Genomic DNA, 25,673 nt, shown 5'->3' with positions numbered 1-25,673 from the left:
GCCCCATGACCTTTGCTTATCAAAAATCATTCGATTCTTACGTTGTCGACGCCCTGTTCGATGCGCTCGATGAGCCCGTGGTGGCGCTCGGTGACGGCCGTGTTGTCTTCCCGGATTCGGAAAAAGAATACGACGCGCATCCCAATGCCGGCATACTGAGCGCCGTCATCCACCCGACCGGGCTTGGCGTCATCACCGGTGGCGATGATGGCCGCGTGGTCTGGACCTCGAAGGACGCCGGCCCGATCGAACTGGCCGCCCATAAAGGCGCCTGGATCGACGTCATCGCCGTGGCGCCGGAAGGCCAGGTTATTGCCTATGCCGCGGCCAAGAAGGTGCATGTGCTCGACCTTCTCAAGAAGGAAAGCAAGACCTTCACGCACGAGCATTCGGTCTCGGATCTCTGCTTCGATCCCAAGGCGCGCAAGCTCTACTGCGCCACCTATAATGGCGTCGTGGTGTGGTTTGCCCGTATCGATGAAAAGCAGAAGCCGCAGAAGCTGTTCTGGGCCGGGTCGCATACCAAGATCGCCATGGCGCCTTCGGGTGAATTCGTCATCACCGCCATGCAGGAAAACGCTCTGCACGGCTGGCGGTTGAAGGATTCAAAAGACATGCGCATGGGCGGCTATCCCGCCAAGATCAAGTCGCTCGATTTCTTCGCCAAGGGCAAGCTGCTGGCTACCTCCGGCGCCAATGGCGCGGTGGTCTGGCCCTTCCTGCGCCCCAATGGCCCGATGGGTGAGGAAGCCTCCGAGATCAACCCTCTGGAAGGCAGCATGGTGTCTGTCGTGGCGGGCGCGGCCGAGGAAACCATCCTCAGCGCCGGCACCGAAGACGGCCGCGTCTGGCTGGCCGAACTGCAATCGACCCATGTGGAATGGATCAAGGGCGAAAAAGGCGCGCCGATTACCGCGCTTGCCATCTCCGGCGAGGCCAATCGCATTCTGTTTGGCGATGAAGACGGCGTAGTCTATATATTTGAACACGCGGAGTAGGTTTGGCGCTGGGGGCGTTATGAGTGAGCGTGACGATGAACCGGAGGATATCGTTCCGGGCCTGAGCGAAGAAACCATCTATGACGCCCCGCCGGAGCCGACACCCCAACCCATGCCTGTAACCGTAAAGCGTAAATTCCGTCCCTTCCGTTTCGTGGGCGCCTGTATTGTCGGCTTCTTCGCCTTTTCGATCCTGTCTGTCGCCATCCACCGCTTCGTGCCGGTGCCGGTGACCTTCCTGATGATCGAGAAACTGACCCAGGGCAATGGCCTCGATCACCGCTGGGTGCCGGGCTATCAGATCAGTGACAATCTCAAGCGCGCCGTCATCGCCTCGGAAGATGCCAAGTTCTGCACCCACGATGGTTTCGACATGCAGGCCATCGAGAAGGCTGAGCGCTACAATGCCACGCACAAAAAGAAACGCGGCGCCTCGACCATTTCGCAGCAGACGGCCAAGAACGTCTTCCTGTGGCCGGATCGGTCGTGGGTGCGCAAGGGGTTCGAGGTCTATTACACCTTCCTGATCGAACATATGTGGTCGAAGGACCGGATCATGGAGGTCTATCTCAATTCGATCGAGATGGGGCCGGGCATCTATGGTGCGGAAGCGGCCTCACAATACTGGTTCGGCCATAGCGCGAAGACGCTGTCCCGCGCCGAGGCGGCGCAACTGGCGGCCATTCTACCCAATCCGATCAAACGCAAGGCCAAGGGCAGCAAGCGCTCCGGCCGTATCGCCGCCAATGCGCGGGCGGTGGTTAGCCAGGGCCTGGATGCCTGCGCGGCGGAATAGTTTAAAGACCGTTTCGAAAGTCTAGGTTACTAGACGATTCTCAAACCCAAACTCTAGATTCATAAACGCTGAAAATCGCATTTGATCCATCCGCTGGCACCGCGTTGTATTTTAATAGATGTTCATTGGAATGGTGGCGTTTTAGAAATTCGGACCTAAAAGCAGTATCACCTAACCACAATTGTTCATGAGAGGGACAACCGTAATTGTCTGCCGGGTTTCCATAAACTTCTACTATAATTTCGTTTTGATGAGATTGCGTGACCGCACCCCTATCACTCTTAATTCCCAAAGAATAAACATATTTGATGAGCATTTTTTTGTCCTCGAACAGGCTGGTTTTTAATAAAATCGAATATCCCATGATTCTATGTTCAATATTAACGACTTTAGCATGTGACCCCAGGCTAAAGAGGTAGGAATATTAATCCGTCCCATCTTAAATTTGCTATTGTTTCGTGGCGCTTAGTTTTTAGGTTCGATATTTACATACTGTTTAGTAACGACCTGATGGCCGTTGGATTTTGTCAGCGCTTATCCCCTTGACGCCTGCAACCAAATAGCCTTCCCTGCGATTGTTAACCACTGGGAGGACTGGTCATGAAGTATCTGCTGACGTCTGCGGCCTGTATGGCCTTGCTTACCGGGTGCGCCACCACGACAACGCCTTCCGCGCCCTCGGTGGTATTGGGGGGGAACACCGGCGCCTATACCGTGCCGGTCGAGCCCGCGCCGGAAGGCCCGCCCGCTGCCGCCAAGCCGACGCCGGAAGAGGCCACGGCCTTTATCAACGACGCCGAAGCCAAGCTGGCCGATCTCAATGAATATGACCAGCACGCCCAGTGGATGGGCGCCACCTTCATCAATTACGATACCGAATGGCTGCAAACCCGCGCCGATGCCGCCCTGAACGAGGCCACGGTCAAATATGCCATGGAATCGGCGCAGTATAACGATGTCGATGCCGATCCGGTAACGCGCCGCAAGCTTGATTTGCTACGCATTTCCCAGACCCTGCCGGCGGCGGTCGAACCGGGCGCTGCGGAAGAACTTTCCGCAGTGGCCGCCAAGCTGGGCGCCACCTATTCGACCGGCAAGTTTACCTGGAAGGGCAAGACCTATAATCTCGATGACGCTTCGGACGTGATGGCGAAATCGCGCGATCCGCTGACCACCCGCGCCATGTGGGAAGGCTGGATGAGCATCGCCGCGCCGATGAAGGACGATTACGCCAAGCTGACGGAACTTTCAAATGCGGGCGCGCAAGGTCTGGGCTTCAAGGATACCGGTGCGCTGTGGCGTTCCGGCTATGACATGGACCCGGACGCCTTCGCTGCCGAGACCGACAAGCTGTGGACCCAGGTGGCGCCCTTCTATAAAAATCTGCACTGCTATACGCGCCGCAAGCTCAATGAGAAGTATGGCGATGCCGTCCAGCCGAAGACCGGCCCGATCCGTGCCGACCTGCTGGGCAATATGTGGGCGCAGGACTGGTCGAACATCTATGATGTGGTCGCACCGAAAGGGATAAAATCCAGCTACAGCCTCGACAAGCTGCTGGTAAAGAAGAAGTACGATCCCCTGAAAATGGTCCATACGGGCGAGAACTTCTATACTTCGCTCGGTTTCAAGGCGCTGCCGTCGACCTTCTGGGAGCGGTCGCAATTCACCCGGCCGCGTGACCGCGAAGTGGTCTGCCACGCTTCTGCCTGGGATGTCGATAATAACGAAGACCTGCGCATCAAGATGTGTACCCAGGTCAATGGCACGGACTTCTATACGGTCCACCATGAGCTGGGGCATAATTTCTATCAGCGCGCCTATATGGACCAGCCCTTCCTGTTCAAGAACGGCGCCAATGACGGTTTCCATGAAGCGATCGGTGATTTCATCGGCCTGTCTTCGGTAACGCCGACCTATCTCAAGCAGATCGGCCTGCTGGACAAGGTGCCGGGCGAATCCGAGGATATTCCCTACCTGCTCAAGATGGCGCTGCAAAAGGTGGCTTTCCTGCCGTTCGGTCTGGAAATCGACCGCTGGCGCTGGGAGGTCTTCTCCGGCCAGATCACCGAGGCGCAGTATAATCAGCGCTGGTGGGAACTGGTGCGTAAGTATCAGGGCATAGAGGCGCCGGGGCCGCGTCCGGAGTCGGCTTTTGATCCGGGCGCGAAATATCATGTGGCGGCCAGCGTGCCCTATACGCGTTATTTCCTGGCCGATATCCTGCAATTCCAGTTCCAGCGCGCGGCGTGCGAGGAGGCCGGCTGGAAGGGGCCGCTGTCGCGTTGCTCGATCTATGGTGAACGCGCTGTGGGCGAGAGGCTGAACGCCATGCTGGAGATGGGGCAATCCAAACCCTGGCCGGATGCGCTGGAAACCTTCACCGGTCAGCGGGAAATGGATGCCACGGCGATCATGGATTACTTCGCGCCGCTGAATGCCTGGCTTGAAGAGCAGAATGCGGGCCAGCAATGCGGCTGGGATGGCGAGATTTGACTTACGGGGTTTGGGGCCTGCGGCCCCAAGTCTTCTCTCTTTCCAAAGAAAAACCCGGTCCTAAAGACCGGGTTTTTCTTTGGAACAAGGTTAGGTTTGCGGGGTCACGGACCCCACGCCCCGTAAGCTACGCTCTCTGCCAGATTTGCGCGTTTTTAAAAGCTTGATGGGGAGGATGAGGTAGAAACGTGATCTGCGGGTCATCATAGCTTACAACATTAACCAGATGATTTTCGGTTAGGATTTCAAAATGCTTTAATGGCCGTTCGCCAAAAATATCGTAGGGGCAACTGATTTTTTCTACTGCTTCCAACAAGTTCGATCGTTCATATTTTCGAATTTTCTTTCCAGTAAAAATCGCATCGGGTTCAATTAATCCATGTGACTCATTTATGATCGCATAGAAAACATAAGTCTCGAAAGAGACTTCAAAATGCTGGCTTTTGTCTGTAACTTCTACTGCTCTGCAGGGTGCGTTTATGTTGGGATCGACAATGGTATCATCTGATAAGCACCCCGATGAAAGTGAAATACTTAATACATTGGAGCCAGGTTCGGATATCCCATTTAAAAAGAGGCTAAACGCTGTTTCCAAATTTTCGACAATCGGGTTGCTCATGCCAGCTTGATCTCCCGCAGCCGCTGCATCAGGAAATCCTGAGCGGTGATCGGCGCGGCGCCGAGGTCGGGGTGCGCGTCCGTGATGCAGTTCGGCAGGGTTTCGATCAGGTAAGGCGGTTCGAAATGCAGGAAGAAGGGCGTGGAAAAACGCGCAAAGTCCTTGCGCGCCTCGGCCGGATTGATCACCCGGTGCTGGGTCGACGGCAGAACCCCATTGGTCAGGCGGGATAGCATGTCGCCGATATTGCAGACGATACAGTCCTCAGGCGGGGTGATCGGCAGCCACTGGCCGTCGCGGTCGAGCAGTTGCAGGCCAGGCTCCTCAGCGCCCAGCAGCAGGGTGATGACATTGATATCGCCATGCGCCCCGGCGCGCACACTTTCCCCCGGTGTCGTCACCGGCGGATAGTGCAGCAGGCGCAGAACGCTGTTGCCCTCGTTTACCGGCGCCTCGAAGAAATCGGCGTCGAGCTTCAGATAAACGGCGATGGCGCGCAGCACCTTCTTGCCCAGGGCATCAAGCGCCTCATAAAGCGCATAGGTACTGGCGTGAAAGTCGGCGATTTCCTGCGGCCAGATGTTCGGTGGCATATATTCCGTGTACGGATGACCGGCCGGAAGCTCGCGGCCGATATGCCAGAATTCCTTGAGATCGTGGTGCGTGGCGCCCTTGGCGGTTTCGATCCCGAAAGGTGTATAGCCGCGCGCCCCGCCTATGCCGGTCTTGTATTTCCGCTTGGTCTCCTCTGGCAGGGCGAAGAAGGCTTTTGTCGCCGAAAGCGCACGGTCCAGCAGGGCCGGATCAATGCCATGACCGCCCAGAACAGCAAAGCCATAACGCTCGAAGGCGGCGCCCAGATTTTGCGAAAAGGCTGGAAAATCAGTCTCGTAAAGCGCCATCGGCACCGGCGGGATAGCGGAAGCGGGCGGCATAGCGGAATCGGGCATATTGGGCACTTTGTAGGGAGGATGATTGGGGCCGAATCTAGCGTACATCGCCACTTCCGGGCAATTCGTTTCTTAAATCCCACAACCGACAATAAGCGTGTCGGCAGGGGTGATTTTTGTATCAAACTCGGTTATGACCCGTATAGTTGCCGCGACTCACGAGAGACCGTGGTGTTTTGTTCTGGCTATAAGGCAAGGTTCAGTGTTTGCGGGTACGGGCGCGGGGCGCCACATGCGGAAATGGGTGATGGGCACGGCGGCGCTGCTGGCGGCTGTAGCGGTCGTTATGTGCGCCCTGCCACACCTTGCCGCCGCCCAGGATAGTTCTTCCGCCAATCAGTCCCTGTCTGACCTGGTCGACAGCGATCTCCAGCCGGTCAATTCCACCAAGGCGCTGAAAACCTCCGAGCAGTCGGTGGTGCGCGTGCTGGTCGTTTATCGCGGCTATGGCGGTGTGCCGCTTGATACGGTCGGCATGGGCTCCGGCTTCGTGGTCGCACCCGGCTATATCGTCACCAATTACCATGTGGTCGAGGTGCCGCCCGAAGCCTCCAGCGCCGATATCTATATCGTGCCGCACAAGGATTCCGGCGCCACCTACCAGCCAGTGCAACTGGTGAAGAAGTGGGTGGAGGGCGATCTGGCCCTGCTGGCCGCGCCTGGCCTCAAGGTGCCGCCGCTCAAGCTCTATCTGACGCCCTATAAAAACGAACGCGTCGTCACCATGGGCTATCCCGACGTTACGGATCACCTGCTGAACCGCTCCGGCACCGCCCTGCTGGAGCCGGCCGATGCCTATGTCACGCAAGGCTCGATCGCCCTGTTCGCCTCCACCAACCCGGATGGCAGCCGCGTCGAGACCCTGTTCCACACCGCGCCGATCAATCACGGCAATTCCGGCGGTCCGCTGCTCAATGAATGCGGGCAGGTGGTGGGCGTCAATACCTGGACGGCGCCGTCCTCGGTATCGACCGCGGGCAATCTCGATGTCTCGGCCGGCCAGTATGTCGCCACGCATGTCTCGGCGTTGAATAGCTTCCTGAGTTCAGCCAGCGTCACCCCCACCGTGGTGACCACGCCCTGTTATGCCAAGAGCGAGGACGAGATCGTCAAGGATGACGCCCTGTCGCGTGTGCTTGCCGCCGCCGCCGAAGCCCAGGTCCAGCGCCTGGCCGAGCAGAAGAAGGCCGAAGCCGATCGCGCCGCCATGGAAATCTGGCAACTGGGCGCCATGATCGTGCTGTCCGTGCTGGTCCTGATCCTGATCGGCCTGATCATCCGCCGCGAAATCCGTCACCGCACCGAAATCCACAATAAGGAGCCTTTGGCGCCGACGGCTTTCGACGAACCGGCCCGGCCGGAAAAGGTGAAGCCGCCGAAGCCGGAAAAGGCAAAGGCGGAATGGGTGCCGCATGACCGCGTCAAGCTGCCCGGCATCAAGCACCCGATCCCCTGGGGCTGGATCGCGCTGGCGCTGATCATCATCGTGGCCGTGGTCGGCTTCCTGATCAAGGAACGCGAAATCGATAGCCGCCTGAGCAAACCGAAGGTGGCTGCGCCCGTGGCCACCGCCGCCATCCAGCATATGTCGTGCGATGTCGACAAGTCTATGTCCGCCAATCCGCTGCCGGATGCTGGCCATATCGAGTTCGATTTCGACCTGGTTCATGCCTGCGTCAATGGCCGCACGCCCTATGAACGCCAGGCAGACGGCAACTTGCTGCGTTTCACCACGGGGGACGCCAATCCTGTGGCGGCGCGCATGGAACTGACAGCCGATGGCACCCTGTTCACGCGCTATGATTACCGCATCGACCCGGCGCAGTATAAAACCTTCGTGGCCCAAAAGGCCGCGCTCGGCTCCCTGCGCTGCTCGGCCAATGCCGATGCCGGGGCCCTGGCGGCGCTGGGCGAGAATCTCGCCCGCATCCGCACGCTGTCCCAATCCTACCTGACCATGGCACCGGAAACAAAAACCGTGTGGCGCTGCAAGGCCAGTTAGGTTAACGGCGTCACACGGCCGCCTTCATCCTGTGTTCAGTTGGCGATCAGTAAAGCTTAATCCGTGATCTCTTAAAGCCTTGAGTGCTTTACAGGTTTCTAATGAGATCGCGCGGTGTTTCATTCAGCCTCCTTATCCCGGCTATGCCATGGATAGGGAGAGGGTCTGGTCTTCCCGCCTGTGAGGCGGATAAGGTCAGGTCACCAATTCATCTGAGGAGTTTATTCATGCGTAGTTTTAATCTGTCCGGCCGCAAAACCATCCTGGCCCTGACCGGCGTGGCCTTCCTTCTGGCCGGTTGTGAAACGGTCGATACTAGCAATGGCGTCAAGACAAGCAGCAATACCAAGTCGGGCGCGCTGATCGGTGCCGGCGCCGGTGCGGTGCTTGGTGCCCTGTCCAACAAGAACGACCGCCGCAAGAACGCCGTCATCGGTGCCGGTATCGGTGCCCTGGCGGGTGCCGGCGTGGGCGCCTACATGGACCGCCAGAACAAGGATCTGCGCGCCAAGCTGGAAGGCCGCGGTGTCTATATCACCCGTTCGGGTGACAATATCATCCTGAATATGCCGGGCGATGTCACCTTCTCGTCGGGCAGCGCGGATCTGTCGTCCAGCTTCATGCCGGTGCTGAATGATGTCGGCGTCATCCTGAACCAGTATCCTTCGACCTATATCGACGTGGTCGGCCATGCCGACAGCACCGGTAATGCCGCCAGCAACATGGAACTTTCCGAGCGCCGCGCCAATGCCGTGGCCGGTTATCTGGTCGGCCAGAAGGTCAAGGCCGAGCGTATCTATATCGCCGGCGCCGGTGATACCCAGCCGATCGCCAGCAATGCCACGCCGGAAGGTCGTGCCAAGAACCGCCGCGTCGAAATCACCCTGCGCCCGGTGGAATAAATTAACCCTGTCCCTTCGGGGAATATCAAGGTTAGCCCTGTAAAACAGGCGGCATGGATAAACCGTGCCGCCTGTTCTTATTGGGGGCCGAGGTTGACGTAATCACCCCGGCCGATGTCATGGCTTTCGTCGGCCGCAAGGTAGCCGCGAAAGAGCGCGCCATCGTGGCCAATCACAATCTGCACAGTCTTTACCTCTTCCAGCGCCGCGCCGACATGCGCGCCTTTTACGATAAGGCCGACCTGATCGAGATCGATTCCACGCCGATGATCGCCTGGGCGAAGCTGATGGGCCACAAGGTTTCGCGTACCCATCGTTGCACCTATCTCGATTTCCGCGAGGATTTCTGGGCGCTGGCGCAAAAGAATGGCTGGCGGGTCTATCATGTGGGTGGTGAAGCGGCGCATAATGCCGCTTCCAAGGCCGCTATCCTCGCGCGGTATCCGCGGGTGCATCTTGATCTGCACACCGGCTTTTTCGATATCAATGGCCCGGCCAATGCGCTGTTGCTGGCTGATCTCAGGGACAAGAAGCCGGATGTCCTGTTGGTCGGCATGGGGATGCCGCGTCAGGAAACCTGGATTCTGAATAATCTCGACCGTCTGCCGGATTGCGTCATCCTGCCGGTGGGGGCCGCTTTCGATTATGAAGCCGGCGTCATGTACACCCCGCCGCGCTGGACCGGCCGTCTGGGTATCGAGTGGCTTGTGCGTTTTTTCCATGAGCCGAAACGTCTGTTCGAGCGCTATTTCATCGAACCCTGGTGGCTTATTCCGCAGGCTTTACGCGATGTATGGCGGCTTAAGCGCACAGCCTGATCGATTTTTGATGATCACCGGGTCTTTATGAGTGGCGGGCTGGGGCTTCAGCCAGGTAAATGACTATGACACCCCTCGATTATCAGGACGAGGCGGAAGACACCGCCGCCGTCCAGCGCGCCCTGCAGGCGGAGCGCCGCCAGACCGACAAAAGCCATCCGCTGGAAAAGCCGCAAAAGGCCATGCAGGCAGGCGCACGAAAATACCCGGAGCCGCCCATGCCGGATCAGACGCTCGACAAGCCAGGCAGCGAAGCGGACATGGACCTGAAGCCCTTTTACGACGCGCCCTTCTATAAAGGTTCCGGAAAACTGGAAGGGAAGGTGGCGCTGATCACCGGTGGCGACTCTGGCATTGGCCGCGCGGTCGCTATTCTTTTTGCCCGCGAAGGCGCTGATGTCGCCATTGTGTTCCTGGACGAGCACGAGGACGCCGAATTGACACGCAGCCTGGTGGAAGCCGAGGGCCGGCGCTGTCTGCTGATCGCCGGCGATGTGTCGGACCGGACCTTTGCCCGTGAGGCCGTGGCGCAGACCGTGGCCATGCTGGGAAAGCTCGATGTGCTCGTCAATAATGCGGCCTTTCAGCTTCACGCCCGGTTTGAAGACATCAGCGAAGAACAATTCGACAGGACGCTGAAAACCAATCTCTACGGCTATTTCCAGATGGCCCAGGCCGCGGTCGAGCATCTGCCCTATGGCGGCGCCATCGTGAATACCGGCTCGATCACGGGTATCGAAGGCAGCCCGTCGCTGGTTGACTATTCGATGACCAAGGGCGGCATTCACGCCTTCACGCGGGCACTGTCCGGTCAGTTGCTCGAACGCGGTATCCGCGTCAATGCCGTGGCGCCGGGGCCGGTCTGGACGCCGCTCAATCCGGCCGACAAGACGCCGGACGAGGTCTCCCAATTCGGCGCGCAGACCGCGATGAAACGTCCCGCTCAGCCGGAGGAACTGGCTCCGGCCTATGTCTTCCTGGCCTCGGCGCACATGTCGAGTTACATCACGGGTGAAATCCTGCCTGTGGTTGGCGGTTATGGTGGTGGTTAACCTGGGTTAACGCCCCTTTAACCGGGGCAGGGCACCATGCGGGCCACGGACGGGTAGTGTCCGGATTACCAATCGCAGGGCTGCATGACCGACCTTATTCATCGTGATTTCTCGCCACAGACCGATCCGGTCAAGAACAAGGTCGTGCTGATTACCGGCGGCACCGGCTCGTTCGGCCGCCGCATGGTGCAGGCGCTGCTGGAGCAGTATGATCCGCGCAAGGTCATCATCCTGTCGCGTGATGAACTCAAGCAATATGAGATGAAAAACGAGCTGGAGGAGCGCTTCGATCGGCTGCAACTCTCCAAACTGCGTTTCTTCCTGGGCGATGTACGCGACCGCGAGCGCCTGGTCATGGCCTTCCGCGGCGTTGATATCGTCATCCATGCTGCTGCGCTGAAACAGGTGCCGGCAGCCGAATATAACCCGTCCGAATGTATTGCCACCAATATCAACGGCGCGGAAAACGTCGTGGCCGCCGCCTTCGCCACGCACGTCAGGCAGGTGGTGGCACTTTCGACCGATAAGGCGTGTTCGCCGATCAATCTCTACGGCGCCACCAAGCTGGCGTCCGACAAGATCTTCGTCGCCGCCAACAACATGTCCGGCGATATCGGCACGCGTTTCTGCGTGGTGCGCTATGGCAATGTCGTTGGTTCGCGCGGCTCCGTGGTGCCGTTTTTCAGGCGCCTGCTGGAAAAGGGCGCGACCGAACTGCCGATCACCGATCCGCGCATGACCCGTTTCTGGATTTCGCTCGATCAGGGCGTGGCCTTTGTGCTTTCCTGCATGGAACTGACGCAAGGCGGCGAGATTTTCGTGCCGAAGATTCCGGCGACGCTTGTCACCGACCTGGCGACCGCCATGGCGCCGAAAGCGAAGCAGGCGGTTATTGGCATCCGGCCCGGCGAGAAGCTGCACGAGATGATGATCTCGGCCGATGATGCCCGTTCGACCTTTGAACTGGACGACCGCTACGTCATCGAACCGGAATTTGCCGAATATACCCGCAAGAGTTTCGCCAAGGTGCGCGGCATAAAGAAGGTGCCAGAAGGCTTTTCCTATGCCTCGGATAACAACGAAGAGCGTCTGGACGCGGACGGCATCAAGGCTATGATGAAGGCTTATCTGACATGAGGGTTAGCCCCATTTTCTCCTCCCTTGCGAAGCGGGGGAGGTGTCAGCGCGAGGCTCGCAGAGCCGGTGTCGCTGACGGAGGGGGCATAACGGGCGGCGCTCCCTCCGTCTTGACGCGCTGCGACCTGCGGTCCGCGCGTTGCTCGACACCTCCCACGGAACGAAGCTTCCCGCTTGCGCAGGGGAGGATAAATTGAAATTTCTCCCCTACGGCCGCCAGTCGATCAGCGAGGCCGATATCGCGGCCGTGGTCGAGACCCTGCGATCCGATTTCCTGACCACCGGCCCGATGGTCGAGCGCTTTGAAACCGCCCTGGCCGAAACAGTGGGGGCGAAGGAAGCCGTGGTGGTTGCCAATGGCACGGCGGCCTTGCATCTGGCCGTGATGAGCGAGGAACTGTCGCCGCGTTGCGCTGTTATCGTACCGGCCATTACCTTTGCCGCCTCGGCCAATTGCGTCGCCTATTGCGGGGCGCCGGTGATCTTCGCCGACGTTGATCCGATCACCGGCCTGATGACCGATGAGACCTTCGATGACGCGCTGAAGATTCTGGAGCGTGACTATCACGGCTATCGTCTGGGCGGCGTCATTCCCGTGCATTATGCCGGCCGGCCGGTTGATCTTTCACATATTCGGGAAGTATGCGAGGAGCACGGCTCCTTCGTGATCGAAGATGCCTGTCACGCCATTGGCACGGTGGGGCCGCAGGGGCCGGTCGGCTCGTGCCAAAGCTCGACCGCCGCCTGTTTTTCCTTCCACCCGGTCAAGACCCTGACCACGGGCGAGGGCGGGGCGATCACCACCAATGATCTGGCACTGGCGCGGCGGCTGCGGGCCTTACGCTCACACGGAATTGAACGCGATCCGGCGCATTTTGTTGGCCTGCATTATGATGGCGAGGGCGACACCGGGCCGTGGGTCTATGAGCAGCATTGCCTGGGCTATAATTACCGCCTGCCGGATATTAATTGCGCGCTGGGCCTGTCACAACTGAAGCGCCTGCCGGAATTTGCTGCCCGGCGAAAGGCGCTGGTGGCGGCCTATCAGGCGGCGCTGGCGGTGACTAATATTCCGGTAAACTGGAAGTGTTCGGAACATGACACTGTTTTCCACCTGTTTGCTGTGAATATCGATTTTGCTGCGCTCGGTACGACCCGCACTACCGTCATGGCCGGTTTGCGCGAGCGCGGTATCGGTACGCAGGTCCACTATGCGCCGGTGCATCGCCAGCCGTACTGGCAGACCCGCGCCCTGGCGCAGCGCGACCTGCCGGGCGCCGATCGCTTCTACCAGAACACACTCTCTTTACCGCTCTATGCTGATATGGCGGATGACGACCCCGCACGGGTCATTCAAGCCTTAAGTGAAGTGTTATGACCCTTGAAGTCACAATTGCCGGCCGCAAGATCGGCGCCGATCATGAGCCCTATATTATCTGCGAGCTGTCGGGTAATCATAACGGCTCACTCGATCGCGCACTGAAAATGATCGATGCCGCTGCCGATACCGGTTGCGACGCGATCAAGCTCCAGACCTACACGGCCGACACCATCACGATGAAATCCGACCGGCCGGAATTCCAGCTCAAGGGCGGGCTGTGGGACGGCTATTCGCTCTATGATCTCTACCAGGAAGCGCATACGCCGTGGGACTGGCATCCGGCGCTGTTCGAGCGGGCGAAAGCGCGCGGCGTGACGCTGTTTTCCTCGCCGTTCGATAATACGGCGGTGGACCTGCTGGAAAGCCTTAATGCACCGGCCTACAAGATCGCCTCGTTCGAACTGGTGGACCTGCCGCTGGTGGCCTATGTGGCGCAGCAGGGCAAGCCGATGATCATGTCCACCGGTATGGCCAATGCCGCCGAGATCGACGCGGCGGTGCAGACGGCGCGCAAGTTCGGTTCGGGCGAAATCATACTCCTTCACTGTGTCTCGGAGTACCCGGCCAATATCGCCGACGCCAATGTCCGCACGGTTCCCGACCTCGGTGCCAAGTTCGGGTGCGTGTCCGGTCTATCCGATCATACCTTCGGTACGGCTGCCAGCGTCGCCTCGGTAGCGCTCGGTGGCTCAGTGATCGAAAAGCATTTTACACTTGCCCGCGCCGATGGCGGACCGGATTCCGGCTTCTCGCTGGAACCGGCGGAATTCACCGCCCTGGTGCGCGATTGTAAGGATGCCTGGAAGGCGCTTGGCCGCGTCCATTACGAGACCCTCGGCACCGAACAGGGCTCGAAGACCTTCCGCCGCTCGCTCTATGTGGTGAAGGATATCAAGGCCGGCGAAGTGCTGACGAATGACAATATCCGCTCGATCCGTCCGGGTCTGGGCCTGCCGCCCTCGCGCCTGTGGCATGTGCTGGGCAAGACCGCCAGCCGCGATATTACGCGGGGTGAACCTCTGGCAATGGATATGATTGGTTAAACTCCTCCCTATCGCTTGCGATGGGGAGGTGTCAGCGCGAAGCCCAACGGGCTGGTGTCGCTGACGGAGGGGCGTTGCGCCATACCCTGCCACAATGCCCCTGCTTCAATTTCTGCACCGCGCCCCTCCGTCATCTTGCTACGTTGGATGCCACCTCTCCAGCTTCGCCAAGGAGGAGGGTTATTCCATCTCAGACGGCTTCAGGTCCGGATGTTCTTGCCAAAGTGGCCTGAGAATATCGGCATACAGGTTACCCATCAACATGCCGATATGCCGTCGATAATCATTGAATTCCTCGTCGCTGCATTGTCCTTGAGCCGCGAAAATCGACTCATTCAACTGCCTTGAAACCTCAAGCAGTCTGCGGCTGATATCCTCTGACAGCGCTTTATTCTTCATCCAAACTTCCCCGCCTTATAATCGGCATAGGCCTGGTGGATTTCCTGCACCGTATTCATCACGAATGGACCATGCGCCACGATCGGTTCATTGATCGGCTGGGCATGGCCAAACAGCACCACGCTGTCCTTCACCGCCTCGATATCGATTAGCCCGCCATTGCCGAACTCGACCAGATTCCAGTGCGGCACATCGGCGCCATTGACCGCCAGATCGCCGCGCACGACATATAGAAACACATCGCGGCCTTCGAGGCCATCAAAGCTGATCCGGCCGCCGGCTTTCATCTGAAGCGTTGACATAAAAACACCGGTAAGCGAGTCAATCGGCCCATCCAGCCCGCGCCAGTGGCCGGAGATCAGGTTCAGGATCACGCCCTCGGCTTCACTGGTCGGGATTTCGCGCTTCTGCACGCCGGTATAGCGCGGCGCGGTCATTTTCAGCCGCGCCGGCAGATTGACCCAGAGTTGCAAAATCTCCATCGGTCCGCCTGAGCGCTTGAAGGCTTCGGGCGAGACCTCTTCATGCACCAATCCGCTGCCGGCGGTCATCCACTGTACGCCGCCGGCATGGATGATGCTTTCATGGCCGCCGGTATCGCGGTGCGCCAGATCGCCTTCCAGAATGAAGGTCACGGTCTCGAAACCGCGATGTGGATGCGGGCCAAAAGGCAGGCCGCGATTATTCGGCGCATAGATCTGCGGGCCGTGGTGATTGAGAAAGAGAAAGGCGCCGATATTGTTCAGTCGCCGCGAAGGCACCGGGCGGCGCGTCACCAGGTCGCCGATATCGTCACGATAGGCGCTGTGCAGGGCGATGACGGGTTTCATTTCGGACATTTTCGCGCTCCTTGGCTACACGCAGGCTTGAACCTCTGGGGTCATGCGGTCAAGCTTTTGGCCATGCACCGAACATAATTTTGAGGTAAGTAAAAACCGACAGAGCGGAGTAAAGCGTAGATGAAACCCCTGATCACAAACACCTGCCTGATTGCGGGCGCGGCCCTGATGCTGGCCCAGCCGGTTTTGGCGCAAACAAATGATACGCAAGGCGACACTCTGCGGCCCTACAGCCAGCAGGAACTGCGCCGCGCCTATGAGCAAGGCCGCGCCGATCAGGCGCGCGATAGCGGATATCCCGCGCCGGTGCGCGCGGGCCGTGAGCCCGTGGGCTATTGCTATCAGCGTCAGGCCAGCGCCCGTGCCACCGGCACCATAGTCGGCGCCGTTCTGGGCGGGGTGGTCGGCAATGGCCTGTCCAACCGCTGGAACCGGGGCGGCAATACGATCGGCGGTGCCCTGGTCGGCGGAATGCTCGGAAATGCCGTGGGTTCGGACAGCGTGCCGTGCTATCAGGATGCGTATTACAGCTATGATGACGGCGGCTATTACGCCCCACCGCCGCCACCGCGCGGCTATGTCACCGTCTTTTTCTCCAGTAGTCCCGGCTATGGCTACGGATATCACCATTATCGCGGCCGTCCCTACTATGGGCGTCACTGGTAAGATGTGATATGGCGCGGTCATGGATACCCTGACCGCACCCGCATCCCTGACCGCCCAGATTTCCCTGGCCCTGTTCTGGCTCGATTATGCCGCCGTGGCCGTCTTCGCCATGACGGGCGCGCTGGCGGCGGCGCGCAGTCGTCAGGATATCGTCACCTTCGGTTTCTTTGCCGCCATTACCGGCGTCGGCGGGGGCACTCTGCGCGACCTGCTGATCGGTGCGCCGGTCTTCTGGGTGCAGCGGCCGGGCTATGTCATGGCCTGTCTGGTGGCGGCCGTGGCGGTCTGGGTATTTGCCAAACGCGGCTGGCGGTTTCGCGCGCTTCTGTGGCTCGATGCCATCGGTCTGGCGGCCTATGCGGTGGTCGGCACCGCCAAGGCGATGGGCTTGGGCGTCCATCCCTTTTCTGCGGTCATCATGGGGGTGCTGACCGCATGTTTCGGCGGGGTGATCCGCGATGTGCTGGCGGGCGAGCCGAACCTTTTGATGAGCCGGGAAATCTATGTCACGGCAGCGCTGCTGAGTGCCGGGGCCTTTGCCATACTGAAGCTGATGGGGGCGGATTTCTGGCTGGCGGCGCTGGTGGGTTTCTTTGCCGGCGTGGCTTTGCGCGCCTGCGCCATCAAATACAATCTGCGCCTGCCGGGCTTTGCGCAGGGTGGAGGCGAGACGGAGTATTAGCCCTTTAAAACCCGATAGGTCACTTCGGCGACCTCCCAGTCTTCCGGCGTATCGATATCCACCACCTGGGTGCGCGGCAGGATGACCGGTGCGGAGATTGGCGAAAAGGCGATCTCGCCGTTCAGCCAGGCGTCCGTCCAGCCCCAGTAGAATTGCGCGGCGTCATGATAGGCCGGTTCGAGATCCTGCGAGCGCCTGGTCAGGTTTTCCGGCCAGAACATATCGACGCTGCCATCGGTGGTCTGGCGCAGGGCGCGCTGGATCGGGAAGGGGAAGGAGGTGACGCTGAAAGCAAAGCGCTTGCCTTGCAGCTTTTCCCAGCCTTCCTTCAGGCGTTCCGGATCGAGCAGGGGCGCGGTGGCATAGATGCAGCAGGCGGCATCGTAATCAATTCTATTTTTTCGGAACCATTCCAGCGCATGAATGACGACCGCGCCGGTGCCGGCGTGATCATTGGCCAGGTCAGCCGGACGCATGAAGGGGATATCGGCGCCGAAGGATCGCGCCACATCGGCGATCTCTTCATCATCGGTGGAGACGACGACGCTGTCGAACAGGCCGGAATCCAAAGCCGCCCGTATCGAATAACTGATCATCGGCCGGCCGAAGAAGGGCTTTATGTTCTTGCGCGGAATGCGTTTCGAGCCACCGCGTGCCGGGATGATGGCGACCCGTTTCATGGCTTAGAGACCGACGAGTGCCGCCAGGTCGTTCAGGGTTTTCGCGCCCTTGAGCTGTTCGCCATCGACGATCTGGTCGAGGTCAGAATCCACCATGGCGACGAAGGAGATGACCGACAGGCTGTCCCAGTTGCCGACATCACTGATCAGTTCTTCGCCGGTCAGGCCGGCCGGATCGGCTTCCAGGATTTCGGCGACGGCGGCGAAGAAGGCGGACTTATCCATGACATGCTCCTGATATACTGGTCTTTAGGAAATCCCGATTCCGTCAATATTCCCTTAAATTCTTGATGCGCAGGGTTGTGATTGGTTTGCTTGAGGCGAATCATCGATAAGCGTTGCGTAACCGAGGAAGCGGCCATGACCGAAGCGACAATGAAGGGCGTCAGTATCCGCGGCATTCGTGCCTGCGTGCCCGCCGAAACGCGCGACCTGGCCGCCGAAAACCTGATCCCCGATGAAGCCGAACGCGAACGCCTGATCGGCTCGATCGGAGTGCGCTCGCGCCACATCGCCCGCCCGGATATCCTGACCTCCGACCTGTGCCAGAAGGCGGCCGATGGCCTGATTGAAGAGCTTGGCTGGGCGCGTGACAGCATTGATGTCCTGATCATGGTGACGCAGAGCGCCGATTACGTCATTCCGGCCACGGCCTGTGCCCTGCAATCGCGTTTGGGGCTGGGGTCGTGCCTGGCGTTTGATATCAATCTCGGCTGTTCGGGCTATGCCTATGGTCTGTGGACGGCCGCCTCGCTGATGCAGACGCTCAAGGTTGCCGGCCGGCCTGCGCGGGCGCTCGTACTGGCGGGCGATGTCTCGACCTCCAAGCTGCTGGAAGGTGATCGGTCGACGATTCCGCTGTTTGGCGATGCCGGTTCGGCCACGGCGCTGGAAATTGATCCGAAGGCGGATGAAATGTTCGGCGTCTTCGGCACGGATGGTTCCGGCGCCCCGCATATCATGGTTGAGGCCGGTGGTTTGAAGCATCCGTTGCTGCCGCCAAAGGATCCGCACAGCCCTGAACGTGCAGAGGAACTGTATCGCAAATCGCGCCTGCACCTGAATGGCACCGAGGTCTTCAACTTCACCCTGAAAAATGTCCCGCCGCTGGTGAAGGGCATACTGGAAACGGCCAATACAACGATCGATGAGGTCGATTATGTCCTGTTCCACCAGGCCAATGTTTTCATGCTCAATCACCTGCGCAAGAAGTCGGGCCTGCCGGAAGACAAGGTGCCGATCGCCATGGAGACCTATGGCAATACCTCCTCGGCCTCGATCCCGTTGACCATCGCCGCCAGACTGGCCGACAAGTTCGACAGGCCGCAAAGCCTTGTCATGATGGGCTTCGGCGTGGGTTGGTCGTGGAGCGCCATCAAGATGACGGTCGGCCCTATGCTTAGCCCCCAGGTCGTGGAACTGGCGTAATGTACCAGGAACGGCTTGGCCAGATACCGGCGGACCACTACTGGCGCGAGGATGTCCTTGCCGCCGAAATCGAGTATGTCTTCAAACCATCCTGGCTATGCGTCGGCTTTGTTCACGACCTGCAAAACGACAAGGATTTCATCACCGCGCAGATCGGTCCGCATTCGATCGTGGTGCAGAATTTCGGCGGCGAGCTGAAGGCGTTTCGCAATGTCTGTTCGCACCGTTTTTCCCGAATTCAGTGCGGCAAGGGCAATCGCGTCCTGCAATGCCCCTATCACGGCTGGACCTATGACGGGGCGGGCAAGCCCATCGGCATCCCGCTCAATAATCAGAGCTTCGGTTTCGACGAGGCGGACAAGGCCCGGCTGGCTCTGGAAGCCTATGAACTGGAAGTCGTCGGCCATTTCGTCTTTGTTCGGGTGAAGCCGGGTGGGCCATCATTGCCTGCGTTTCTCGGCAGCTTCTATGATGATCTGAAACATGTCAGCGAGGTCTGCCCGGACCATTTCGAGCAGGAAAGCTATGATTGGGCCGCCAACTGGAAGCTGGGCATGGATAATGCCGCCGAGGGTTATCATGTGCCGCTGGTCCATGCCGATAGCTTCGGCCTGATCCTGAGTATCGACCTGAAAATTTCAACCGATGGCGACCATAGCCGCTATGTCGGCAATCTGAAAGAGCGCTCGCTGAAATGGTGGGGTCAGGTGGCGAAAAGCATCAAGCTGGAGCCCTCTGACCGTTATCCGCAGTATGGCAACTTCCTGATCTTCCCCAATATCGTCGTCACCTTCTCGGCTGGTGCCTTCCTGACCTTCCAGACCTTCGAGCCGACCGGGCCGCAGACGTTGCGCATTCATTCGACCTCCTGGCTGGCGAAGAACAATGGCCGGGCGGCGCGCGGCATGGTGATCGATTCCCTGAAAAGCTTCTCCGAGCAGGTGCGCAATGAAGACCGTGATATCTGCGCCGTCGCCCAACTGGGCACGCGCGATGCCCCGCCTCATCGTCCGCCGGTGCTGGGCGAACTGGAAGGCCGTATCGCCCATTTTCAGAGGGCCTATGCCAAGCGTATGAAGGGCGTGATATGACGTTTAACCCTATGTCGCTTGAGGGGCGGACCATCCTGGTCACCGGCGCGACCAGTGGAATCGGTAAGGCGACGGCCATCTATCTGTCGAAGCTCGGCGCGCGCGTGGTGGCTTCGGGTCGCAATTCGGCGCGTCTCGACGAAACCCTGGCGGCATTGGAAGGAACGGATCATATTGGTCGCCTGTTCGATCTGGCCGATCTGGACGCTATCGTGCCGTGGCTGAAAGCGCTGTGCGCTGAGATTGGCCCTTTGAACGGCATCGCTCATTGCGCCGGCGTGCAGGCCACGCGGCCCATCCAGGCGGTGAAGCCCGATTTCGTCATGGACGTGCTGACCCAAAACCTTGGCGCGGCCCTTATGCTCGCGCAGGCCTTTCGGCTCAAGTCCTGCCACGGCAGTCCAGCCTCGCTGGTCTATTGTTCATCCTCCGCCGCGTTAAAGACCGCGCCCGGCAATGTTGTCTATGCAGCCTCCAAGGGCGGTATCGTGTCGGCGGTCAAAGGGCTCGGCGTCGAGCTGGTGCGCGATGGCGTGCGCGTCAATGCCGTGGCCCCGGCCATGGTCGATACGCCGATGTCGGATCAGTTCCGCACCATCCTTTCTGAAGAAAATTTCCAGCGCGTGGTCGATATGCATCCGCTGGGCCTGGGCAGGCCGGATGATGTCGCTGCGGCCATCGCCTTTCTGCTGGCCGACACCTCGCGCTGGATCACCGGGTCCATATTGTCCGTAGACGGAGGGTTTTTGGCGTGAACGCACAAATCCCGATCAAACCGTCACGCAGGATTTCACTGTCCGTCAGTGAGGCGCACAGTCATGGCCCGCTCGGCTATCTCGAAATGGGTAATCCGGCGGGTGAAACCGTCCTGTTCGTGCATGGCTTTGGCGCCGACCTCCTTACATGGCAATTCTGCCTGGTGCCGCTGGCCTCGCGCTATCGCCTGATCGCGCTCGACCTGCCGGGCCATGGGCGCAGCACGCCGGATGTCGGCGCGGCGGATCTCACCTTTATGGCCCACTGGCTCGATGAGGCGCTTGATGTGCTGGATATCGATAAGGCGCATGTAATTGGCCATTCCATGGGTGCCAAGATTGCGCTGGGGTTTGCTGCCAGCCACGCAGCGCGCGTCAAATCCCTGTCTTTGATCTCCCCCGCTGGACTGGGTGGCGAGTTTCATCACGAGACGCTGGACGCCTTTCTCAATCAGGGTGACGCCGACGCCCTGGCGCGTTATCTGCTGGGGCCAAAAGGGCAATCGCTGGGGCCATCCCTGACCGCCTCGCTATCGAATGCCGCCGCCGATCCGGCGCGTAGCGAGGCGCTGCGAGCCCTGCTGGGCAATGCCAAGATTTACGGTCTGGCGCTTTCGCCCGAAGGTTTCGACTGGTCGCGCGTGGCCTGCCCTGTCCAGATATTGTGGGGCGATCATGACCGCCTGATCCCGATACCGGAAGCGCATCGCCTGCCCCCATCCGCGCCGCTTCTTCTCATTGAAGGCGCTGGCCACTTGCCGCACATGGAGGCACCTGCCGCCGTCATCGCCCATCTCAAGGACTTTCTGCCGTGACCACCACCCTCGACCTGATCCGCGAAGAACTGACGCAAATCCTGACCGACAAAGGCGCGGCCACTGGTGAGATAACTGCCGATACATTGCTGCTCAATGGTCCGCTCGATATCGATAGTCTCGATCTGGCGACGCTCGTTGTCATTCTGGAGGAAAAGACCGGCCTGTCACCTTTTGCCGATGGCTTTGTCCTGTTCCATACTGTCGGCGAACTGGCGGCGCTTTTTGGTGATGCGCATGACTGACGCGCCGCGCAAATGGGTGCTGGTCAGTGGAGTCAGCCGGGGCTTGGGTCTGGCCCTGGCGCGCGACCTGCTGGCGCAGGGCTATGGCGTGGCCGGGTGCAGCACAACATTCAGCGACGATTTACAGGCGCTGAAAGACGTTCACGGCGACTGGTTCTTCTGGCAGGGCGTGGATATGGCCGACACATCGGCGATCGAAGCCTTCGTTTTGGCAGCGGTAAAGGCTTTCAATGGCCATCGCATGTGGGGCGTGGTCAATAATGCCGGCATGTCGGTCGAGGGCATCCTCTCCACCCTGCCGGTCAGCGATATCGAAAAGGTGTTGCAGGTCAATCTGACCGGCGCCATCTGCCTGGCGCGGTCGGCCCTGCGCCAGATGATGAAGACGCGCAAGCCGGGCCGCATCATCAATATTTCCTCGATCACCGGCCTGCGCGGTTATACCGGTCTGACCGCCTACGCCGCATCGAAAGCGGGCATGGACGGCTTTTCGCGCGCCTTGTCGCGCGAGGTTGGGCGCGTCGGCATTACCGTCAATTCGGTAGCGCCCGGCTATATGAAGACGCAGCTTTCCGAAGGGCTGGATGACAGGCAGCTCGATCAGATCGTTCGGCGCACGCCGCTGGGGCGCTTGTGCGAACTTGCGGATATTGTCCACCTGGTCCGTTTCCTGCTGTCCGAAGAGGCCGGCTTCATTACCGGTCAGACCCTGGTGGTCGATGGGGGGCTCACCTCGTAATGGTCAGCTTTACCGCCCGTGCGCCGAAACTCTGCGGCATAGTCACCGCCCTGCCGCAGGCGGTCAGTGAAAACGCCGACCTCGCCGCCAGCTTCGGCGCGGAAACCATGGCCAAGATCATCGCCGCCACGGGCATTGAGCGCCGGCCGGTCGCGGATCGGCATACGGTCAGCCAGTTAGGCGTGGCGGCGGCGGACGTCCTGCTGGAAAAGCTCAACTGGGCGCGTGAAACCATTGGCTTGCTGATCGTGGTCACGCAAACGCCGGACTACCCGCTGCCCTCGACCGCCTGCGTCATGCAGAACGCGCTCGGACTGTCGAAGGAGACGGCGGCTTTCGATCTGGGCCTGGGCTGTTCGGGTTATGTCTATGGGCTCTCTGTGGCCAATGCGATGATGCAATCCGGCGGTATTTTCCGCGCCCTGCTGGTGACCGGCGATATCACCACGCACATGATTTCCGACAGTAATCGCTCGCTGGCGCCATTGTTTGGTGATGGCGTGGCGGTGACCGCCCTTGAACTGTCCGAAGACGGATCAATCGCCTTCGATTTGGGTTCCGATGGTTCCGGCGCGCCATACCTGATCTCGAAAACGGGCGGGCTGGCGGAGCCCGGTGCGGCGGAACTTTTCATGGACGGCACGCAGGTCATGGCCTTTTCGCTGAAACAGGTGGCGCCGTCGATCGAGCGCGCCCTGACGGCGGCCGGCCGGGCCATCGGCGATATCGATCATGTAATCCTGCATCAGGCCAATGCCATGATGATCCGGACGCTGGGCCACAAGATCAAGGCGCGCGACGATCAGATGGTTTATGCCGTGCGCGACTTCGGCAATACCTCCTCGGCCTCGATCCCGCTGGCCATCTGTGACCATCTGAACCGGATGCGGCCGCAACCGGACATGTCCTTTCTGCTGTGCGGGTTCGGCGTTGGCTGGTCCTGGGCCACGGCCGTATGGCATACCGAAGCGCCGGCCTGTCACGATATCATCCGGGTGCCGTAATGCGCCTCTTCATCCGCACGGAAGCCTCATCGCAGATCGGTATGGGCCATTTCATGCGCTGTTTCGCCATTGCCGAGGAGGCGCGGGCGCAGGGGATCGCGGTCACCTTCCTGCTCAATGAAGTGGGTGAGGCGGTGAATGCGCAGCTGGCGCAGATTGGCGCGCAGGGCATGGCAATTGCGGGCGCCCTGGGCAGCATGGCCGATTTTCTGGCGCTGGGCGCGGTGGGCCTGACGCGGGAGGACTGGCTGCTGATCGACAGCTACGCGGCGGCCGAAGACTATATCGCGCTCCAGAAAAAGGCGACGCGCCTGGCGGTGATCGATGATCTCAATGCGCTGGCTCACTTTGATTGCGATCTGCTGATCAATCCGGCGCAGGCGGCGCGGCCGGTCGATTACGAACGAAAGACGAAGGCAAGGCTGCTATTGGGAGCCGATTATGCCCTGATCCGCCGGGAATTCCTGGAGGTGGGAAGCGCTGGTGGAACGGCGATTACAATCATGTTCGGCGGCAGCGACCCGACCCAACTGACCGCGCGCTGCGCCGAGGCCGTTCATGCGGCCCTGCCGGACAATGATATTCGTCTGATTGCCGGCCCGGCCAATCAGCATACGGACGATCTGGTCAGGCTGGGGCAAAGGTCCGATCGCATTCAGGTATTTGCCTCTCCCAAGCGCGTGGCCGATGTGCTGGCCGGCAGCCGTCTGGTGATCACCGCCGCCGGCGGCAGCGTCGGAGAGGTGGCGGCCATGGGACTGCCGGCTTTGGTTTTGGTGGTCTATGACAATCAGGCCGCGGCGCTGAAAGCGTGCCCGTTTCCGGTGATCGATGCCCGCAAGGGTCTGCCCGATGATCTGGGCGCGCGCGTCAAGGCGCTGATCGATAATCCGGCCGCTCGCACCGAGATCGCCGCCAAGGCTCATGCCGTGGTCGATGGCTTCGGGCCGAAACGTATTGTGGAGACCATGCGCCGTGTATGATTTCCTGTCCTATCGCCGGATCACGCCCGATGATGCCCGTCTGTTGCTCGACTGGCGGACGGCGCCGCATATCACAAAATATATGCTGACCGATGTGCCCTATGACATCGCGCGCCAGACCGCCTGGATCGAGCGCTGCAATGCGCGCGACGATTACGAACATTGCATCATTCAAATCGAAGGCCGCGATGTCGGCTATGCCTCGATTACCGTAACCGACGGGCATTCCGGCATTGGCGAAATCGGCGTCTATATCGGCGATGCGGCCGCGCCGAAGGAACTGACCATCTATAATTTTGTCGGCACGCTCAATCACGCCTTCTTCACCATGGGGCTGCACAAGATCGTCAATCATGTGGTAGCGTGGAATGATCGCACGGTGCGTCTGCAAGCCTTCAACGGCTATCGCGCCGTCGGGGTGCTGAAGGATCACACACTGAAGGATGGCATCCGCCACGATCTGCATATTTTCGAGCAGTCAGCGGCGCACTGGGCGGAATTTGGCAGAAAATTTAAAGATAACCGTAACTGGTGGGGCGAAGAGACCGTATATAGGGGGTAGATAAAAAAACCCACCACCCCGATCATGAAGAATGATCGCGGTCCCCCTCTCAACAAGTTGGGGAGGTATAAGAAAGGGCCTGTAATGACCAAATCCGCTCTCGGTTTTGACCTGACCCCGCCGACGGACGCACAAAAGCAGGAACTGGCCGCGCGGCTCGATCCGGAAGCCCGCCGGATCCTGCTCAATGCGGGCACGGAAGCGCCCTTCTGCGGCAAGTTTGACGAATATGAGGAAGAGGGCACCTATGTCTGCAATCTGTGCGCCTTGCCACTCTTCGACAGCCGCGCCAAGTTCCATTCCGGTTCGGGCTGGCCGAGCTTCTACCAGGGCATAGACAAGGACCATATCCGCAATATCGTCGATCGCTCTCACGGCATGATGCGGATCGAAATCCGCTGTGCGCGCTGTGATTCTCACCTCGGCCATGTGTTCGAGGACGGTCCACGCCCGACCGGCCTGCGCTATTGCCTTAATTCGGTGGCGATGGAATTCGTGCCCGAAGGCGAAGCCCTGCCGGATCGCCTGGGTCGTGGCGCGCCGGAAGGTCAGCCGTTGAAAATACCGTCCGCGTAAGGAAGAAATTCACGA

Annotated in this window: 29 protein-coding genes; 22 read left to right on the top strand and 7 right to left on the bottom strand. The window is 59.8% G+C overall.

Going from position 1 to position 25,673, the window contains the following annotated elements:
* Window positions 1-5 precede the first annotated feature (5 nt).
* Both BLO49_RS08865 and mtgA read left to right on the top strand, forming a co-directional pair.
* Window positions 6-998 (top strand): WD40 repeat domain-containing protein, encoded by a 993-nt coding sequence (locus BLO49_RS08865; RefSeq protein WP_090647173.1) that lies wholly within the window; start codon window positions 6-8, stop codon window positions 996-998.
* A gap of 19 nt (window positions 999-1,017) precedes the next feature.
* Window positions 1,018-1,794, top strand: coding sequence for a monofunctional biosynthetic peptidoglycan transglycosylase (mtgA, locus tag BLO49_RS08860; RefSeq protein ID WP_090647171.1), 777 nt, complete (start codon window positions 1,018-1,020; stop codon window positions 1,792-1,794).
* 40 nt (window positions 1,795-1,834) lie between these two features.
* On the opposite strand, the gene BLO49_RS18165 is transcribed toward mtgA, so the two are convergent.
* Window positions 1,835-2,158: a hypothetical protein gene (locus tag BLO49_RS18165; RefSeq protein WP_139159651.1), complete on the bottom strand. Its 324-nt coding sequence runs from the start codon at window positions 2,156-2,158 to the stop codon at window positions 1,835-1,837.
* Between the two features lie 236 nt (window positions 2,159-2,394).
* Between BLO49_RS18165 and BLO49_RS08855 the strand changes: the two genes are divergently transcribed.
* On the top strand, window positions 2,395-4,290 hold the full coding sequence (locus tag BLO49_RS08855) for a M2 family metallopeptidase (RefSeq protein ID WP_090647168.1): 1,896 nt from the start codon (window positions 2,395-2,397) through the stop codon (window positions 4,288-4,290).
* 127 nt (window positions 4,291-4,417) lie between these two features.
* Here the strand turns inward: BLO49_RS08855 and BLO49_RS18160 are convergent, their stop codons facing one another.
* Together BLO49_RS18160 and BLO49_RS08850 are read right to left on the bottom strand one after the other, a co-directional pair.
* Complete coding sequence (locus BLO49_RS18160; protein ID WP_139159650.1) at window positions 4,418-4,909, bottom strand: hypothetical protein; 492 nt, start codon at window positions 4,907-4,909, stop codon at window positions 4,418-4,420.
* Complete coding sequence (locus BLO49_RS08850) at window positions 4,906-5,859, bottom strand: isopenicillin N synthase family dioxygenase (protein ID WP_090647166.1); 954 nt, start codon at window positions 5,857-5,859, stop codon at window positions 4,906-4,908. Before BLO49_RS08850 ends, BLO49_RS18160 begins: the two co-directional genes overlap by 4 nt.
* A gap of 232 nt (window positions 5,860-6,091) precedes the next feature.
* On the opposite strand from BLO49_RS08850, the gene BLO49_RS08845 reads away from it, so the two are divergent.
* The 7 genes from BLO49_RS08845 to pseI all read left to right on the top strand — a co-directional run bounded on the left by BLO49_RS08845 (window position 6,092) and on the right by pseI (window position 14,194).
* Window positions 6,092-7,861: a S1C family serine protease gene (locus BLO49_RS08845; RefSeq protein WP_245678952.1), complete on the top strand. Its 1,770-nt coding sequence runs from the start codon at window positions 6,092-6,094 to the stop codon at window positions 7,859-7,861.
* A 227-nt stretch (window positions 7,862-8,088) separates the two neighbouring features.
* The gene (locus BLO49_RS08840; RefSeq protein ID WP_090647160.1) at window positions 8,089-8,763 is read left to right on the top strand and encodes a YiaD family glycine zipper/OmpA-like lipoprotein; all 675 of its coding nucleotides are present in this window, start codon (window positions 8,089-8,091) and stop codon (window positions 8,761-8,763) included.
* 53 nt (window positions 8,764-8,816) lie between these two features.
* The gene (locus BLO49_RS08835; protein ID WP_170828270.1) at window positions 8,817-9,581 is read left to right on the top strand and encodes a WecB/TagA/CpsF family glycosyltransferase; all 765 of its coding nucleotides are present in this window, start codon (window positions 8,817-8,819) and stop codon (window positions 9,579-9,581) included.
* Between the two features lie 65 nt (window positions 9,582-9,646).
* On the top strand, window positions 9,647-10,633 hold the full coding sequence (locus tag BLO49_RS08830; protein ID WP_090647407.1) for an SDR family oxidoreductase: 987 nt from the start codon (window positions 9,647-9,649) through the stop codon (window positions 10,631-10,633).
* 84 nt (window positions 10,634-10,717) lie between these two features.
* Entirely contained in the window at window positions 10,718-11,770 is a 1,053-nt protein-coding gene (gene pseB / locus BLO49_RS08825; protein WP_090647158.1) for a UDP-N-acetylglucosamine 4,6-dehydratase (inverting), read from the top strand.
* 193 nt (window positions 11,771-11,963) lie between these two features.
* A complete protein-coding gene (gene pseC, locus BLO49_RS08820; protein WP_090647155.1) occupies window positions 11,964-13,148 on the top strand; it encodes a UDP-4-amino-4,6-dideoxy-N-acetyl-beta-L-altrosamine transaminase in 1,185 nt (394 codons plus the stop codon).
* Window positions 13,145-14,194, top strand: a complete 1,050-nt coding sequence (gene pseI, locus BLO49_RS08815) for a pseudaminic acid synthase (RefSeq protein ID WP_090647153.1) — start codon at window positions 13,145-13,147, stop codon at window positions 14,192-14,194. The genes pseC and pseI overlap by 4 nt, the downstream gene beginning before the upstream one ends.
* 180 nt (window positions 14,195-14,374) lie before the next feature.
* Here the strand turns inward: pseI and BLO49_RS08810 are convergent, their stop codons facing one another.
* Together BLO49_RS08810 and BLO49_RS08805 are read right to left on the bottom strand one after the other, a co-directional pair.
* Window positions 14,375-14,593: a hypothetical protein gene (locus BLO49_RS08810; RefSeq protein ID WP_090647150.1), complete on the bottom strand. Its 219-nt coding sequence runs from the start codon at window positions 14,591-14,593 to the stop codon at window positions 14,375-14,377.
* A complete protein-coding gene (locus BLO49_RS08805; protein ID WP_090647147.1) occupies window positions 14,590-15,432 on the bottom strand; it encodes a pirin family protein in 843 nt (280 codons plus the stop codon). Before BLO49_RS08805 ends, BLO49_RS08810 begins: the two co-directional genes overlap by 4 nt.
* 120 nt (window positions 15,433-15,552) lie before the next feature.
* Here BLO49_RS08805 and BLO49_RS08800 point away from each other — a divergent pair, with 120 nt between their 5' ends.
* Both BLO49_RS08800 and BLO49_RS08795 read left to right on the top strand, forming a co-directional pair.
* Entirely contained in the window at window positions 15,553-16,098 is a 546-nt protein-coding gene (locus tag BLO49_RS08800) for a glycine zipper 2TM domain-containing protein (protein WP_090647145.1), read from the top strand.
* Window positions 16,099-16,117: 19 nt separating this feature from the next.
* Complete coding sequence (locus BLO49_RS08795; protein ID WP_090647140.1) at window positions 16,118-16,780, top strand: trimeric intracellular cation channel family protein; 663 nt, start codon at window positions 16,118-16,120, stop codon at window positions 16,778-16,780.
* Here BLO49_RS08795 and pseF read toward each other — a convergent pair.
* Together pseF and BLO49_RS08785 are read right to left on the bottom strand one after the other, a co-directional pair.
* A complete protein-coding gene (gene pseF / locus BLO49_RS08790; RefSeq protein WP_090647137.1) occupies window positions 16,777-17,460 on the bottom strand; it encodes a pseudaminic acid cytidylyltransferase in 684 nt (227 codons plus the stop codon). The genes BLO49_RS08795 and pseF overlap by 4 nt on opposite strands.
* Before the next feature lie 3 nt (window positions 17,461-17,463).
* Window positions 17,464-17,685, bottom strand: a complete 222-nt coding sequence (locus BLO49_RS08785; protein WP_090647135.1) for a phosphopantetheine-binding protein — start codon at window positions 17,683-17,685, stop codon at window positions 17,464-17,466.
* A gap of 135 nt (window positions 17,686-17,820) precedes the next feature.
* Between BLO49_RS08785 and BLO49_RS08780 the strand changes: the two genes are divergently transcribed.
* The 10 genes from BLO49_RS08780 (at window position 17,821) to msrB (ending at window position 25,658) form a co-directional block, all read left to right on the top strand.
* Window positions 17,821-18,888 (top strand): 3-oxoacyl-ACP synthase III family protein, encoded by a 1,068-nt coding sequence (locus BLO49_RS08780; RefSeq protein ID WP_090647132.1) that lies wholly within the window; start codon window positions 17,821-17,823, stop codon window positions 18,886-18,888.
* Window positions 18,888-19,979, top strand: a complete 1,092-nt coding sequence (locus BLO49_RS08775) for an aromatic ring-hydroxylating oxygenase subunit alpha (protein ID WP_090647130.1) — start codon at window positions 18,888-18,890, stop codon at window positions 19,977-19,979. Before BLO49_RS08780 ends, BLO49_RS08775 begins: the two co-directional genes overlap by 1 nt.
* On the top strand, window positions 19,976-20,734 hold the full coding sequence (locus BLO49_RS08770) for an SDR family NAD(P)-dependent oxidoreductase (RefSeq protein WP_090647127.1): 759 nt from the start codon (window positions 19,976-19,978) through the stop codon (window positions 20,732-20,734). Before BLO49_RS08775 ends, BLO49_RS08770 begins: the two co-directional genes overlap by 4 nt.
* A complete protein-coding gene (locus BLO49_RS08765; protein ID WP_090647125.1) occupies window positions 20,731-21,549 on the top strand; it encodes an alpha/beta fold hydrolase in 819 nt (272 codons plus the stop codon). The genes BLO49_RS08770 and BLO49_RS08765 overlap by 4 nt, the downstream gene beginning before the upstream one ends.
* Entirely contained in the window at window positions 21,546-21,794 is a 249-nt protein-coding gene (locus BLO49_RS08760) for a phosphopantetheine-binding protein (RefSeq protein ID WP_090647122.1), read from the top strand. The genes BLO49_RS08765 and BLO49_RS08760 overlap by 4 nt, the downstream gene beginning before the upstream one ends.
* Complete coding sequence (locus BLO49_RS08755) at window positions 21,787-22,533, top strand: SDR family NAD(P)-dependent oxidoreductase (protein WP_090647404.1); 747 nt, start codon at window positions 21,787-21,789, stop codon at window positions 22,531-22,533. The genes BLO49_RS08760 and BLO49_RS08755 overlap by 8 nt, the downstream gene beginning before the upstream one ends.
* Complete coding sequence (locus BLO49_RS08750; protein ID WP_090647119.1) at window positions 22,533-23,537, top strand: ketoacyl-ACP synthase III; 1,005 nt, start codon at window positions 22,533-22,535, stop codon at window positions 23,535-23,537. Before BLO49_RS08755 ends, BLO49_RS08750 begins: the two co-directional genes overlap by 1 nt.
* Entirely contained in the window at window positions 23,537-24,520 is a 984-nt protein-coding gene (gene pseG / locus BLO49_RS08745) for a UDP-2,4-diacetamido-2,4,6-trideoxy-beta-L-altropyranose hydrolase (RefSeq protein WP_170828269.1), read from the top strand. The genes BLO49_RS08750 and pseG overlap by 1 nt, the downstream gene beginning before the upstream one ends.
* Complete coding sequence (locus BLO49_RS08740; protein WP_090647114.1) at window positions 24,513-25,082, top strand: GNAT family N-acetyltransferase; 570 nt, start codon at window positions 24,513-24,515, stop codon at window positions 25,080-25,082. Before pseG ends, BLO49_RS08740 begins: the two co-directional genes overlap by 8 nt.
* A gap of 84 nt (window positions 25,083-25,166) precedes the next feature.
* Complete coding sequence (gene msrB / locus BLO49_RS08735) at window positions 25,167-25,658, top strand: peptide-methionine (R)-S-oxide reductase MsrB (RefSeq protein WP_090647111.1); 492 nt, start codon at window positions 25,167-25,169, stop codon at window positions 25,656-25,658.
* The last annotated feature ends 15 nt before the right edge of the window (window positions 25,659-25,673 follow it).

It is taken from the genome of Asticcacaulis taihuensis, assembly GCF_900100255.1.
Taxonomy (GTDB): domain Bacteria; phylum Pseudomonadota; class Alphaproteobacteria; order Caulobacterales; family Caulobacteraceae; genus Asticcacaulis; species Asticcacaulis taihuensis.
Note: the sequence above shows the minus strand (reverse complement) of the source record. Positions and strands in the feature narration are given on the sequence as shown.

What these genes read in the sequence shown, in the direction of transcription:
- BLO49_RS08865 (WP_090647173.1), top strand. Translation starts at nt 6, where the DNA reads ATGACCTTTGCTTATCAAAAATCATTCGATTCTTACGTTGTCGACGCC.
- mtgA (WP_090647171.1), top strand. Translation starts at nt 1,018, where the DNA reads ATGAGTGAGCGTGACGATGAACCGGAGGATATCGTTCCGGGCCTGAGC.
- BLO49_RS18165 (WP_139159651.1), bottom strand. Translation starts at nt 2,158, where the DNA reads ATGGGATATTCGATTTTATTAAAAACCAGCCTGTTCGAGGACAAAAAA.
- BLO49_RS08855 (WP_090647168.1), top strand. Translation starts at nt 2,395, where the DNA reads ATGAAGTATCTGCTGACGTCTGCGGCCTGTATGGCCTTGCTTACCGGG.
- BLO49_RS18160 (WP_139159650.1), bottom strand. Translation starts at nt 4,909, where the DNA reads ATGAGCAACCCGATTGTCGAAAATTTGGAAACAGCGTTTAGCCTCTTT.
- BLO49_RS08850 (WP_090647166.1), bottom strand. Translation starts at nt 5,859, where the DNA reads ATGCCCGATTCCGCTATGCCGCCCGCTTCCGCTATCCCGCCGGTGCCG.
- BLO49_RS08845 (WP_245678952.1), top strand. Translation starts at nt 6,092, where the DNA reads ATGCGGAAATGGGTGATGGGCACGGCGGCGCTGCTGGCGGCTGTAGCG.
- BLO49_RS08840 (WP_090647160.1), top strand. Translation starts at nt 8,089, where the DNA reads ATGCGTAGTTTTAATCTGTCCGGCCGCAAAACCATCCTGGCCCTGACC.
- BLO49_RS08835 (WP_170828270.1), top strand. Translation starts at nt 8,817, where the DNA reads ATGGATAAACCGTGCCGCCTGTTCTTATTGGGGGCCGAGGTTGACGTA.
- BLO49_RS08830 (WP_090647407.1), top strand. Translation starts at nt 9,647, where the DNA reads ATGACACCCCTCGATTATCAGGACGAGGCGGAAGACACCGCCGCCGTC.
- pseB (WP_090647158.1), top strand. Translation starts at nt 10,718, where the DNA reads ATGACCGACCTTATTCATCGTGATTTCTCGCCACAGACCGATCCGGTC.
- pseI (WP_090647153.1), top strand. Translation starts at nt 13,145, where the DNA reads ATGACCCTTGAAGTCACAATTGCCGGCCGCAAGATCGGCGCCGATCAT.
- BLO49_RS08810 (WP_090647150.1), bottom strand. Translation starts at nt 14,593, where the DNA reads ATGAAGAATAAAGCGCTGTCAGAGGATATCAGCCGCAGACTGCTTGAG.
- BLO49_RS08805 (WP_090647147.1), bottom strand. Translation starts at nt 15,432, where the DNA reads ATGTCCGAAATGAAACCCGTCATCGCCCTGCACAGCGCCTATCGTGAC.
- BLO49_RS08800 (WP_090647145.1), top strand. Translation starts at nt 15,553, where the DNA reads ATGAAACCCCTGATCACAAACACCTGCCTGATTGCGGGCGCGGCCCTG.
- BLO49_RS08795 (WP_090647140.1), top strand. Translation starts at nt 16,118, where the DNA reads ATGGATACCCTGACCGCACCCGCATCCCTGACCGCCCAGATTTCCCTG.
- pseF (WP_090647137.1), bottom strand. Translation starts at nt 17,460, where the DNA reads ATGAAACGGGTCGCCATCATCCCGGCACGCGGTGGCTCGAAACGCATT.
- BLO49_RS08785 (WP_090647135.1), bottom strand. Translation starts at nt 17,685, where the DNA reads ATGGATAAGTCCGCCTTCTTCGCCGCCGTCGCCGAAATCCTGGAAGCC.
- BLO49_RS08780 (WP_090647132.1), top strand. Translation starts at nt 17,821, where the DNA reads ATGACCGAAGCGACAATGAAGGGCGTCAGTATCCGCGGCATTCGTGCC.
- BLO49_RS08775 (WP_090647130.1), top strand. Translation starts at nt 18,888, where the DNA reads ATGTACCAGGAACGGCTTGGCCAGATACCGGCGGACCACTACTGGCGC.
- BLO49_RS08770 (WP_090647127.1), top strand. Translation starts at nt 19,976, where the DNA reads ATGACGTTTAACCCTATGTCGCTTGAGGGGCGGACCATCCTGGTCACC.
- BLO49_RS08755 (WP_090647404.1), top strand. Translation starts at nt 21,787, where the DNA reads ATGACTGACGCGCCGCGCAAATGGGTGCTGGTCAGTGGAGTCAGCCGG.
- BLO49_RS08750 (WP_090647119.1), top strand. Translation starts at nt 22,533, where the DNA reads ATGGTCAGCTTTACCGCCCGTGCGCCGAAACTCTGCGGCATAGTCACC.
- pseG (WP_170828269.1), top strand. Translation starts at nt 23,537, where the DNA reads ATGCGCCTCTTCATCCGCACGGAAGCCTCATCGCAGATCGGTATGGGC.
- msrB (WP_090647111.1), top strand. Translation starts at nt 25,167, where the DNA reads ATGACCAAATCCGCTCTCGGTTTTGACCTGACCCCGCCGACGGACGCA.